Source organism: Bifidobacterium intestinale, from assembly GCF_023656765.1.
In the GTDB taxonomy this organism is placed as follows: Bacteria; Actinomycetota; Actinomycetes; order Actinomycetales; family Bifidobacteriaceae; genus Bifidobacterium; species Bifidobacterium hominis.
The window spans coordinates 217,004-230,013 of record NZ_JAMOKR010000004.1 but is presented as its reverse complement, the minus strand read 5'-3'; the positions used below and the strand labels follow the sequence as shown (position 1 = coordinate 230,013).

The window sequence follows — 13,010 nt, the reverse complement described above, 5'->3', positions numbered from 1 at the left end:
CTGATTTCCCGGCCTTTGCATTGTTGGAAGGTTGCTCTGGGGTTGTTGCTTTATGACGATTTTCAGGGCAAGCGGATACGTACGACATGCCAATTGTTGCATGTGCAACAGTTGTATATACAACGGTTTACTATGTATGCTGTGACGGAAGTGACGAACGAACAATACAAGGAACCGACTGACTCGCGACTCTTCGAAGTCTGGGAAAGCGGCTTGACAAAGCCTCCCAGCGTGGCCATTCACTCGCTGCACAACGTGATCAACCGGTATTTGCGCGTCACCCGCCCTGAAGCGGCGGAAGACGTCAGCAACGGCAACGTTGACATCATCGTGTATCTAGCATGGCATGACAACGAGGAAATCTTTCCTCAAGACATCGAGCAACGTTTCGGCGTGACCAGATCCACATCATGCCGGGTGCTGGGGCTGATGGAGCAGAAGGGCCTGATCGCGCGCGAACCGGTGAAACGCGACGCACGACTGAAAAAAATCGTGTTGACGGACAAATCGAGGCATATCGCCGAAGTCTTGCGCGACAATGCGAAAAACATGGAACGAATCCTGCTGGAAGGCCTTGAGGACGATCAGATCCGCCAATTCATGCACGTGCTCGACGTCATGCAGACGAATCTGGTGAAAACAGGTTTGATCGGAGATGAAAGTCGATATCCAAGTTTGGAAATACAGGAACAGGACGCAAGCAAATCGCAAGTTCCGCAAGAATCGCAGGTTCCGCAAAAAACATGCGATGACTATGCCTCGAATAATCGCGATGCTCGTGATGAGTACGTCTCGCACGTACTGCGGATATCGCAGGAAATGGCGATCGCGCGCAATCGCAAGTAACACACGTCATAGGTAAAAATAAAAGGAAAGGACAAGTAGTGACAACGGCAAACGCAACGACGTCCGCGGCGCCGAAACCAAAGCAGCACGTCATTCGCACACTGGGCAAATCCCTGCGCGAATACAAAAAAGCCAGTCTGCTCTCCCCGGCATTCGTAGCCGTGGAAAGCGTGCTGGAAATCCTTATTCCGACTGTCATGGCATCGCTGATTGATGAGGGCATCAGCGGTGGCAGCATGCCGGCGATTTTGAAATTCGGCTTGATTCTGCTGATTTGCTCGGTAGTTTCGCTGACATCCGGCTTTTTGGCTGGAAAGTTCTCGGCTATCGCAGGTGCCGGATTCGCGAAGAATCTGCGTCACGATCAGTTTGAGAAGGTGCAAGGCTACAGCTTCACCAATATCGACCGTTTCTCCACCGGCTCGATCATCACACGACTGACCACCGATGTGACCAACCTGCAGAACGCGTATTCGATGATTATTCGCATGGGTGTGCGCGCTCCGATCATGGTGATTGTGGCGTGGATCTTCTCCTTCCGCATCAGCCCATCCATCTCTTTGGTGTTCCTCGCCTGCATTCCGGTGCTCGCCATCGGCTTGTGTGGCCTGGCGGTGCTGGTGCACCCGGTGTTCGAGCGTGTGTTCCACACATACGACAAGCTCAACAACGTGGTCGACGAGAACCTGCAGGGCATCCGCGTGGTCAAGTCCTACAATCGCGAAAGCCACGAAACCGAAAAGTTCAACCGCATTTCGCAGCGCATCTTCAAGGACTTCACCAAGGCCGAACGCATTATGAGCTTCAACAATCCGCTTATGATGCTGTGCGTGTACGTGTCCATGCTGCTCATCGCATGGATGGGCGCCCGGCAGATCGTGGCGTCCGGCAACAATGCAGCCCTAGGCTTGACCACCGGCGATCTGACTGCATTGGTCACCTACGCCATGCAGATCCTCATGGCTATGATGATGCTTTCCATGATTTTCGTGATGTGCATTATTTCGCAGGCTTCCGCCGAACGTATCTGCCAGGTGCTGAACGAGGAAAGCACGGTTACGAATCCGGCTAATCCCGTCAAGGAAGTGAAGAATGGCGAGATCGATTTCGACCATGTCACCTTCCGTTATTCCGCCACTTCCGAAAAGCCGGTGCTTGACGATATTGATTTGAAGATTCGTTCCGGTATGACCGTCGGCATCGTCGGCGGCACCGGTTCCGCAAAGTCCAGTCTGGTGCAGCTTGTGCCACGTTTGTATGACGTGACCGAAGGTTCGCTGAAGGTCGGCGGCGTGGATGTGCGTGATTACGATTTGGAAGTATTGCGTGATCAGGTTGCCATGGTGTTGCAGAAGAACGTGCTCTTCTCCGGAACCATTGCCGAAAACCTGCGTTGGGGCAATCCGAACGCCACTGATGAAGAGATTCGCCACGCGTGCCAGCTTGCGCAGGCTGACGGCTTCATTCAGGAATTCCCCGACAAGTACGATACGTACATCGAACAGGGCGGTACCAACGTTTCCGGCGGCCAGCGCCAGCGTCTGTGCATTGCGCGTGCGTTGCTGAAAAAACCGAAAATCCTGATCCTCGACGATTCCACATCCGCGGTCGACACCAAAACCGATCAGCTGATTCGTACCGCATTCCATCATGAGATTCCCGACACCACGAAGATCATCATCGCTCAGCGTGTGGCCTCTGTGCAGGAATCCGACATGATTCTCGTCATGGACCACGGCCGCATCATGGCAGCCGGCACGCATGAACAACTGCTCGAAAACTGCGACGAATACCGTTCCATCTACGAATCGCAAACCAAGAATCAGGCTCAACCTGAGGAACTGCAGTGAAAGGAGGCAACAGATGACTGAACAAACTTCCGCATTGAAATCCAAGGAAAACAACAACGTGGCCAGCAAACAGCCGAAGCCACCAATGCAGAAAGCCGCACCGGGCACCACCAAGCGTATTTTCGGCTACATCTTCCAATACAAGTGGCGCGTGGCGCTCGTAGTAGTGTGCATTCTTGTCGGAGCCGCAGCGCAGGCCGGATCGTCACTGTTCCTACAGTCGCTGATCGACACCTACATTCTGCCCATGGTTGGTACTGCCAACCCTGACTGGATGCCGCTGTTGCGCGCGTTGACACTCATGGCATGCCTGTATGCGGCCGGCATTTTCTGCAGTTGGCTATGGCAGTGGATCATCGTCACCGTGGAACAAGGCACCTTGAAGAAGATCCGCGATGACATGTTCGCTCACCAGCAGACCCTGCCGATCCGCTACTTCGACACCACCGAACACGGCGACATTATGAGCCGTTACACCAACGACACCGACACATTGCGTCAGGCCATTAGCCAGTCGTTCCCGCAAATGTTCTCGTCTGCGGTGTCTGCGCTCGCGGCGCTCGTCTCCATGCTGTGGCTGTCGGTGCCCGTCACCATTTTCGTGCTCGCCTTCACCGTGATCCTGTTTGTGGTGGTACGCAAGGTTGTTTCCCGCTCCGGACGTTACTTCGTCAAGCAGCAGATCGCCATCGGTGATGTGAACGCATTCGTGGAAGAAGCGGTCAACGGCCAGAAGGTCATCAAGGTCTTCAACCACGAAGACGCCACCCAAACCACTTTCGACAAGAAGAACGAAGAACTTTTCGAAGCTTCCGCCGAAGCGAACACGTGGGGCAATGTGACCATGCCGATCGTAGGCAACATGGGCTACCTGCTGTACATTCTGCTGGCGATTTTCGGCGGATTTGCTGCGATTAGCGGACTTGGAAACTTCGGATTGTCCGGTACTGGCCCGCTCACCTTGGGTACGCTGATTTCGCTATTGACGTTGTCTCGTTCCTTTGTGAACCCGCTTGGCCAAGTGTCCATGCAATTCAACATGGTGATGATGGCGCTCGCCGGTGCTTCCCGCATTTTCGCGCTCATGGACGAACAGCCGGAAGATGACGGCGGTTCCGTGACCTTGGTGAATGTGGAACTCGGCGAAGACGGTCGCACAATGACCGAAGTCGACCACGAAACCGGCCACTGGGCGTGGAAGCGTGAGGAAGGCGATGACGGCACCCGTTCGCTCAGGGCCGCGCAATCCTTGAGCCCACGTGCCGCCGAAGTGGCCATGAAGGCCCGTGAAACCGCTATCACTTCGCCGGATGGACGCCTCACCCTGCTGCAGGGCGATGTGCGCTTCACCGACGTGACCTTCGGCTACAACCCCAACAAGCCGGTGCTGCATGACATCACTTGGTTCGCCAAGCCCGGACAGAAGATCGCATTGGTTGGTGCCACGGGTGCCGGCAAGACCACGGTGACTAACCTGATCAACCGTTTCTATGACATTCAGGACGGCATGATCCTGTACGACGGCATTTCCGTCAAGGGCATCCGCAAGCCGGATCTGCGTCGTTCTCTGGGTGTGGTGCTGCAGGACGTGAACCTGTTCACCGGCACGGTGATGGACAACATCCGTTACGGTCGACTCGACGCCACCGACGAGGAATGCATCGAAGCGGCGAAGCTCACGAACGCCGACGGCTTCATCCGCATGCTGCCCAACGGCTACCAGACTGTGCTCGAAGGTGATGGTTCCGGTCTGTCTCAGGGCCAGCGTCAGCTGATTTCCATCGCTCGTGCAGCCGTGGCCGATCCGCCGGCCATGATCCTCGACGAGGCTACCTCGTCCATCGACACCCGTACCGAAGAGGTGGTGCAGGCTGGCATGGACAACCTCATGAAGGGTCGCACCGTGTTCGTGATCGCTCACCGCCTGTCCACCGTGCGCAACTCCGACGTGATCATGGTGCTCGACCATGGCCGCATCATCGAACGCGGCTCGCATGACGAGCTCATCGCGCAGAAGGGCGAGTACTATCAGCTCTACACAGGTGCCGTAGAACTCGAATAATCGAATAATCTCCTGAATCGGAGCGATGCGAGCGCACGCTAGTTATACTAGCCGCGCTTCGATCCCTGTCGGCTGATACCGCCCTTATGGCCGGTGGCCTTGAACGGCATGGATCCTCTGGAAAATCCCTTGCTTTGGAATTGCGGTTTCGAAGCAAGGGATTTCTTATTGTCTTTGCCGTGCATGGTATTCGGCTGCGGCCAGCCTGCCTTCCGTGAAGACTGTTCCGTCATACGTTCATGAGACTGCTGCATGAGCAACGATTATAATTGGCTTGCGTAATCGTTGCACAAATCTCGCTTGGTTTGTCGTTATATCAATAATAGGTTATCCTTTCATGAGGTAAACGATTTACTAAATTGGAGAGCGAGACATGGCGACGATTAAAGAAATTGCGCAGCGTACCGGGTTTTCTCAGGCTACGGTGTCTCGACTTCTGAATGGGGATCCCACTCTTTCCGTGCGTGAGGAGACGCGTCGTAAGATCATTCAGGCGAGTGAAGATCTCGGCTACAGCATGCAGACCAAACGCATCGTCATTCCTCATGAGGTCGCGCTGCTTGATAATGAGAAGTCCGAAGAAGCGTTGCGTGACTCCTATTTCACTGATTTGCGTTCGGCGCTCGAGCGCAATGCTGAGCAGCAGCGCATGGAAATGACGGTGTTCCACAACCTCAATGACATGATTGCGTCCGGTTCCAAGTTCGACGGTTTCATGGTAATCGGCGCCGACCAGATTGGCGAGAAGGAATTGGAACGGCTGCACAGGGTCATGCCGTATGGCGTGTTCATTGATGTGAATCCGGCGCCGAATCTGTTCGATTCCGTGCAACCTGATTTGCAGCAGACCATACATGATGCGGTTGCGGCGTGTGCGGCCAAGGGCATGAAACGTGTTGGATTTATTGGTGGCAAGGGCTCCCTTATGAACTTTTATGAGGCCGACGAGGAGAACCGTGCCACGTATTTCCGCCGTGAAACGAAGCGTTTCGGCATTCAGTCCGACGGGCTCGTGTATTCCGACGGCCTGTTCACGGTGAGCAACGGACGTGCTTTGGGGGAGCGGTTCGTGCGCGATCATAATGGTGTGCTACCGGATGCCGTGATTGTCGCCGCCGATGTGATCGCGGTGGGCATGCTACAGGCATTCAATACGGTTGGCGTGCTGGTGCCACGTGACATCAGCGTGATCAGCATCAATAATCAGACGATTTCGCAGTTGACTTCGCCGCCATTGAGCACCTTCTCCATTGATCTGAACGAGCTTGCGCGCGTTGCGACCTTGACATTGGGCGACGCCATTTCTGGCAAGCGTACGATTCGTCAGCATGTGTATCTGTCGACGTCATTGGTGGCGCGTGACAGTTTTGTGCCTGCGAAATAGTGATGCTTAAGACGTTACGCGTCTGGTGTTTCTTTTTACTTTTTCATTCTTGTGAATCCTACTAAAGAATCGTCCATAATCATGAAAAACAAGCGAAATAGTTCGCGCCGCATGCTATAGTGACAACCGAAATGCGAGCGATGATCCGTTATCAGCGGGGAGCTTCCGGAAGAACGGTCGTGTCAGCGGCTTATTAGACCCGGCGGGAAGGCCCGAACAGCCGAACATACGAGCGGTCGTGCGCGTCACAAAAGCATGGCAAACGAGGTGGTACCGCGGTGGCGGCGTCCAGCAGGCGCTATAGTCATCGTCCTCGTAGGAGAAAAATAGTAAGAACCTACGAGGAGATACGGTGAGCGAAAACAACGTGTATCCGAAGGCAGCTGCGGGTGAGCAGAGCGCCAATGTAGCGCCGAACCCCAGTTTCCCAAAGCTGGAAGAATCCGTCCTTGATTATTGGGAGAAGGACGACACTTTCCAGAAGTCCATTGAACGCCGTCCTTCCGGCGATCACAGCCAGAACGAATTCGTGTTCTTCGACGGCCCTCCGTTCGCCAACGGTCTGCCGCATTACGGCCACCTGCTGACCGGTTACGCCAAGGATGTGATTCCGCGTTACCAGACCATGAAGGGCCACAAGGTCAATCGTGTGTTCGGTTGGGATACGCACGGTCTGCCGGCCGAACTTGAAGCCCAGAAGGAACTGGGCATCGATTCGGTCGATCAGGTCAAGGAGATGGGCATCGACAAATTCAATGATGCCTGCCGCGCCTCCGTGCTCAAGTACACCAACGAGTGGAAGAACTATGTGCACCGTCAGGCACGTTGGGTCGATTTCGAGCATGGCTACAAGACACTGAACATTCCATACATGGAATCCGTGATGTGGGCGTTCAAGCAGCTGTACGACAAGGGCCTCGCGTATCAGGGCTACCGCGTGCTGCCGTACTGCCCGAAGGATCAGACGCCGCTTTCCGCGCATGAGCTGCGCATGGATGCCGACGTGTATCAGGATCGTCAAGACACCACCGTGTCCGTGGCCGTGAAGCTGCGCGACGAGGAAGACGCCTACGCGGTGTTCTGGACCACTACGCCGTGGACCGTTCCCACCAACTTCGCCATTGTGGTCGGTGCAGACATCGACTATGTGGAAGTGCGTCCGACCGAAGGCAAGTTCGCTGGCAAGAAGTTCTATCTGGGCAAGCCGCTGCTCGGCTCCTACGCCAAGGAACTCGGCGAAAACTATGAGATCGTGCGCGAGCTCAAGGGTGCCGAGATGGAAGGCTGGCGCTACTACCCGGTGTTCCCGTACTTTGCAGGCGACGAGAACGCCGTCGAAGGCAAGGTTCCGGGTCCGGAAGGCTATCAGATCTTCACCGCCGACTATGTCGATACCGTTGAAGGTACCGGCCTCGTGCATCAGGCTCCGTACGGTGAAGACGATATGAATACGCTCAACGCCAAGGGCATCAAGAGCGTTGATGTGCTCGACGCGGGCTGCAAGTTCACTTCGCTGTGCCCGGATTACGAGGGCATGTATGTGTTCGATGCGAACAAGCCGATCCTGCGTAACCTGCGTGCCGGCGACGGCCCGTTGGAGCGCATTCCGGAAGATCAGCGCGCGATCCTTTTCCAGGAGAAGAGCTACGTGCACTCCTACCCGCACTGCTGGCGTTGCGCCACTCCGCTGATCTACAAGCCGGTGAGCTCCTGGTTCGTGTCTGTCACCAAGATCAAGGACCGTCTGCTCGAACTGAATCAGCAGATCAACTGGATTCCGGGCAATGTGAAGGACGGCCAGTTCGGTAAATGGCTCGCCAACGCACGTGACTGGTCCATTTCCCGTAACCGTTTCTGGGGTTCCCCGATTCCGGTGTGGGTGTCCGATGATCCTAAGTATCCACGCGTGGACGTGTACGGTTCGTTGGAGGAGCTGAAGGCCGACTTCGGTGACTATCCGCGCGACCATGAGGGCAATGTCAACATGCACCGCCCGTACATTGATGAGCTGACGCGCGTCAACCCGGACGATCCGACCGGCAAGAGCCATATGCACCGCATCAGCGACGTGATGGACTGCTGGTTCGAATCCGGTTCCATGAGCTTCGCCCAGTACCATTACCCGTTCGAAAACAAGGAAACCTTCGAACAGCATTTCCCGTGTGATTACATTGTGGAATACATCGGCCAGACCCGTGGCTGGTTCTACGTGCAGCACATCATGGCGACCGCCCTGTTCGACAAGCCGGCGTTCAAGAACGTGATCTGCCATGGCATCGTGCTTGGCTCCGACGGCCAGAAGATGTCGAAGCATCTGCGCAACTACCCGGATGTGAACGGCGTGTTCAACGATTTCGGTTCCGACGCCATGCGCTGGTTCCTCATGAGCTCGCCGATTCTGCGCGGCGGCAACCTGATTGTGACCGCCGATGGCATTCGCGACACCGTTCGCCAGGTCATGCTGCCGGTGTGGAGCTCGTACTACTTCTTCACCCTGTATGCGAACGCTGCTAATAATGGTGCCGGGTTCGATGCTCGTGCACTGCATGCCGATGAGGTTGCCGCGCTGCCGGAAATGGACCGTTATCTGCTGGCACGTACCCGCCGACTGATCGAGAAGACGCAGCATTCGCTGGATGACTTCCTGATTTCCGACGCATGCGAAGCAGTGTCTGATTTCATTGACATGCTCACCAACTGGTACATCCGCAACAATCGTGACCGTTTCTGGAACGAGGATGCGAACGCGTTCAACACGCTGTACACCGTGCTTGAAGCATTCATGCGCGTGATTGCACCGCTCGCTCCGATGGAAGCGGAAGCCGTGTGGCGTGGTCTGACCGGTGGCGAATCCGTGCATCTGGCCGACTGGCCGTTCCTTGCCGACGAGCAGACTGGCGAAGCGAGCGAACTGGGCCGTGTGCTTGTTGACGATCCGGCTCTGGTTGATGCGATGGAGAAGGTGCGCGAGGTCGTGTCCGGCACCCTGTCTATGCGTAAGACGAAGCAGATCCGTGTGCGCCAGCCGTTGTCCAAGCTGACTGTTGTGGTGGAGAACACTGCCGCCGTGGCCGCATACGACGAGATTCTGAAATCCGAACTGAACGTGAAGGACGTTGAACTGTGCACGCTTGAAGATGCCGAAGCCCAAGGCCTGAAGATCATCAACGAGCTGCGTGTGAACGCTCGCGTGGCAGGCAAGCGTCTGCGCAAGGACGTGCAGTTCGCCATCAAGGCTTCCAAGTCCGGCGCATGGCATGTGAACGCCGAAGGCGCTCCGGTATGTGAGACTCCGAACGGTGAGATCGTGCTTGAGGAAGGCGAATATGAGCTGATCAACAGCGTGGAGGAGAAGAACGCCGAAGAGGCCGCCAACTCCGTTTCCGCAGCGCTGCCGACCGGTGGCTTCGTGATCCTCGACACCGAACTGAACGATGATCTGATCGCCGAAGGCTATGCGCGCGACGTGATTCGCGCTGTGCAGGATGCCCGTAAGGCCGCCGATCTGCAAATCTCCGACCGCATCGCACTGAAGCTCGTTGTGCCTGCCGAAGACGTGGCCAAGGTCGAACAGTTCAAGAAACTCGTCTCTTCCGAAACGCTCGCCACCTCTTTCGAAGTGACGGCCGGCGATGAGCTGAACGTTGAGGTTGCCAAGGCCTGATCTGGCTAATTGGTGAAAACTGACGGCTGAAAGCTGACTAATGCCGGTTAGCCGGTGAACGGTCGCCAACATAACAGGTCCCGAATCCGATGGATTATTCCAGAAGGTTCGGGACCTTTTTAATAGTCTTTTGGTGTTTTTCTACCGGTATCTTTGGCTGTATTCTGGTGGAACTGAACAATCGACCATGAAATGTTCAAACATGAAGCTACAGTGAATCCGTGGCTTTGAGCCTTGCAGACTTGATCTGTATCCGTAAGGATGTGATTTATACCGTCGCGCACTTTACATATGTGATCGCATTGTGCGTGCGGCTCGCATGTGGAAACAGATCGTTACGCGAATGGTTCTCAGTACCATCCATGTGAGTCAAGCACACATTTGAGAAGCAGTCGCACACTGGGAATCGCGCTCGCGCGGTTCCCGTTTTTCGTTCTGCTTATATGTATTATTTGCATTTGTCTGCGGAGCTAAATGAGTTTTAGGGGAGTTCTCGTGCATATCAGGGGAACTGGATTCGACCTGTGAATAGTGCGTTGGGCTATGGTAATATAAGGGTCTTGCTCGGGTGTATCTGTGAAGGGGCGGATCATGGACTTGTTGGCGCACAGAGATGCGGACGGTAATGTGCAAACGCTGCATGGTCATCTCCATGGTGCGGGTGATTTGGCGGAAAGCTATGAATCTGAATTCTCTCAAATTTCACGAATGGCAGCGCTTCTGCATGATGTTGGAAAGATTGCACAACAGTTTCAAACGTATCTAGTGTCGGGTAACGGGCGTCGTGGTGAGATTCCTCATGCGAGGCAGGGTGCGTTTGTGGTCAATGATCTGCCGATCTCGAATGAGGCGGAGGAAGTCGCGAAAGAAATTCTCGAACTTGTCATTGCAAAGCATCATGGGGAGCTTCCCGATTGCATTAATGAAATCGGTGATGAGACCTTTCTCACAGGTTTCACGGAATCAGACAAGCTGAATCCTAAATATGCGTATAGGGAAATCAAACAAGGATTGCATGAGCTAGACCTTGACTTGCAAGGTGTCTTCCAGCAGGCTGTGAAAGATGTTCGTGATTTTGCGGAACAAATTAATTCGATGAGATTGTCGCGAGACAGTCTTCATTTTTACTCGGGATTGCTGGTTAAATACGTTTATTCTCGTTTGATTGATGCCGATAGAACAGATACGGCTTATTTTGAGACAAAAGAGCAATATCATCCGATCAAGGCGGATTGGACGGAACTGATTCGCCGTCTTGACGAAAGCATGAAATCATTCGATTCGACATCCGAAATCAATAAAATCCGTCAACAGATTACGGAACAGTGCCGTCAAGCTGGGAGCAGGGAGACAGGGATTTACCGATTGTCGGTTCCGACCGGAGGCGGTAAAACGTTGGCTTCGTTGAATTTCGCCTTGCATCATGCTTTGGAAACAGGGAAAAGACGAATCATTTATGTGATTCCGTACTTGTCTATTACGTCACAGACCGTGGCAACATTCCGGAATATGCTTGGTCTGGATGCTGACAGCAATATTGTGCTGGAGCATTACTCCACCGCGGGCCTTCAGAATTCCGATAACACGGGATCTATCGGCACAAGTGAGGAAGAGGATGCGAAGGAACGTCAACGTAAACTGGCGTCTGAACGTTGGGATAATCCGATCATCGTGACTACGATGGTCGAATTCTTGGAAACGGTTATGTCGGCGCGTGGTACGAAACTTCGTAAATTCCACAACATGGCCAATAGCGTCATCATTTTTGATGAGATTCAGTCGCTTCCGTTGAATATCATCAATCCGTTTAATGAAGTTGTGAGTTTTCTTTCGACGATATTGGACTCGACTATTCTGCTGTGCTCAGCTACGCAGCCTTTATTGGAACGAACGGCGCGAAAGAATCTGCGTCTGTCAGACGAGCCTGATCTTATCGACAATACTGATGGTTACGAAGAGAAGCTCAAGCGTACCCGGATTATTGCTTCACAGGAAAGCAAGAGTTGCGAGGAACTTGCGAACATCATATATGAGCAGGCACTTCGGAACGGCAATTGCCTGTCTATCGTCAACACGAAGAGTGAAGCGCGCAAAATGTATCAGTGTTTGCAAGAGCTCAATGCTGACGGGCAGTTTGAGTTGATTCATTTGAGTACTGCCATGTGTGGCAAACATAGGGCAGACCAGTTAGCGAGAATAAAGGTGTTAACTGATCCTCATGATTCCAAGCCGGTGATTTGCGTAAGCACTCAGCTTATCGAAGCGGGAGTGGACCTTTCGTTCGCATGCGTAGTCAGGGCGATGGCTGGTCTGGATAGCATTATGCAAGCGGCTGGCAGGTGCAACAGGAATGGTGAATCGAAAGAAATCAAGGATGTGTATGTCTATCCGTTGCAAGGTGAGGAAAGGTTCAAGGACTATCTTCCAGAGATTCACAGAGGCAAAAAGCTCACTTTGCAGATTATGGGTGAGCATCCTGATGCTGATCTGCTTTCTACTGGTATGCTCAATGAGTTTTATGGCATGCTGCTTCAAAGTGAGGATCGATATGGCGGCAATAGTTTGCTGGATGGTCCGCTTTGGAAAAAGGAAAACGCTGGAAAAACGATTTATGAGTTGCTGGCATACAACGAAAGCCAACGTAAGCAATTCGAGAACAATACGATGGGGGAGAGATACAATCCGTTTTTTGCCCAGGCGTTCAAAACGGTTGGCAATGAATATCGTGTGATTCCGAAAATCACGCACAATGTTGTGGTTCCCTATGGCAATGCGATGGAATTACTGGATATGTTGGGCCACGGTGAGTTGAGGGAGAAGATTGCGATTCTGCGGCGGCTACAGGAATACACGGTTTCCCTTTTCGATTACGAATACAAGATTTTGAACGAAAAACATGCGATTTCCATCGCTAACGAGGATTTCGATATTTGCGTTCTGAATGGAGATTATTACAAAGGCGAATATGGCGTGGCGACAGAGACTGACATGTCTCTGTTGATGATATGAAAGGGCAGTGGTTCTCCTGCAGATCGATGGGAATCTGCAGGAGAGTTTCGTTTGGTAAATACGCATGTTGTACATATTTTCAATCCACGCCATGAATGTGGCGACAGTAGGAAAACCCACTTATACAAGAATAACTGGTTGATTGTTGATTGAGAAACACTCAAAGAGTTCTATGTACAATAAGCGTAAAATGTG

At 53.4% G+C, this 13,010-nt stretch carries 7 protein-coding genes; 6 read left to right on the top strand and 1 reads right to left on the bottom strand.

Translation table 11 applies throughout. The annotated features are described in order from the left end of the window. Nucleotides 1-132: 132 nt before the first annotated feature. The 3 genes from NBH13_RS06895 to NBH13_RS06885 are packed head-to-tail and all read left to right on the top strand — an operon-like array spanning nt 133 to nt 4,758. On the top strand, nt 133-846 hold the full coding sequence (locus tag NBH13_RS06895; RefSeq protein ID WP_250779374.1) for a MarR family winged helix-turn-helix transcriptional regulator: 714 nt from the start codon (nt 133-135) through the stop codon (nt 844-846). A gap of 38 nt (nt 847-884) precedes the next feature. Further along, a complete protein-coding gene (locus NBH13_RS06890) occupies nt 885-2,696 on the top strand; it encodes an ABC transporter ATP-binding protein (RefSeq protein WP_250779368.1) in 1,812 nt (603 codons plus the stop codon). A gap of 13 nt (nt 2,697-2,709) precedes the next feature. Then, entirely contained in the window at nt 2,710-4,758 is a 2,049-nt protein-coding gene (locus NBH13_RS06885; RefSeq protein WP_250779367.1) for an ABC transporter ATP-binding protein, read from the top strand. Between the two features lie 47 nt (nt 4,759-4,805). Here NBH13_RS06885 and NBH13_RS06880 read toward each other — a convergent pair whose 3' ends face one another. After that, nucleotides 4,806-5,012: a hypothetical protein gene (locus NBH13_RS06880; protein WP_236824461.1), complete on the bottom strand. Its 207-nt coding sequence runs from the start codon at nt 5,010-5,012 to the stop codon at nt 4,806-4,808. A gap of 119 nt (nt 5,013-5,131) precedes the next feature. On the opposite strand from NBH13_RS06880, the gene NBH13_RS06875 reads away from it, so the two are divergent. The 3 genes from NBH13_RS06875 to cas3 all read left to right on the top strand — a co-directional run bounded on the left by NBH13_RS06875 (nt 5,132) and on the right by cas3 (nt 12,815). After that, nucleotides 5,132-6,142 (top strand): LacI family DNA-binding transcriptional regulator, encoded by a 1,011-nt coding sequence (locus NBH13_RS06875; protein WP_250779365.1) that lies wholly within the window; start codon nt 5,132-5,134, stop codon nt 6,140-6,142. A 352-nt stretch (nt 6,143-6,494) separates the two neighbouring features. Next, nucleotides 6,495-9,806 carry a mupirocin-resistant isoleucine--tRNA ligase gene (ileS, locus tag NBH13_RS06870; protein WP_250779364.1) on the top strand — a complete coding sequence of 1,104 codons (3,312 nt, stop codon included), beginning with the start codon at nt 6,495-6,497 and terminating at the stop codon, nt 9,804-9,806. A gap of 591 nt (nt 9,807-10,397) precedes the next feature. Beyond that, the gene (cas3, locus tag NBH13_RS06865; RefSeq protein WP_250779362.1) at nt 10,398-12,815 is read left to right on the top strand and encodes a CRISPR-associated helicase Cas3'; all 2,418 of its coding nucleotides are present in this window, start codon (nt 10,398-10,400) and stop codon (nt 12,813-12,815) included. The last annotated feature ends 195 nt before the right edge of the window (nt 12,816-13,010 follow it).

What these genes read in the sequence shown, in the direction of transcription:
- NBH13_RS06875 (WP_250779365.1), top strand. Translation starts at nt 5,132, where the DNA reads ATGGCGACGATTAAAGAAATTGCGCAGCGTACCGGGTTTTCTCAGGCT.
- cas3 (WP_250779362.1), top strand. Translation starts at nt 10,398, where the DNA reads ATGGACTTGTTGGCGCACAGAGATGCGGACGGTAATGTGCAAACGCTG.
- NBH13_RS06895 (WP_250779374.1), top strand. Translation starts at nt 133, where the DNA reads ATGTATGCTGTGACGGAAGTGACGAACGAACAATACAAGGAACCGACT.
- NBH13_RS06880 (WP_236824461.1), bottom strand. Translation starts at nt 5,012, where the DNA reads ATGCAGCAGTCTCATGAACGTATGACGGAACAGTCTTCACGGAAGGCA.
- NBH13_RS06885 (WP_250779367.1), top strand. Translation starts at nt 2,710, where the DNA reads ATGACTGAACAAACTTCCGCATTGAAATCCAAGGAAAACAACAACGTG.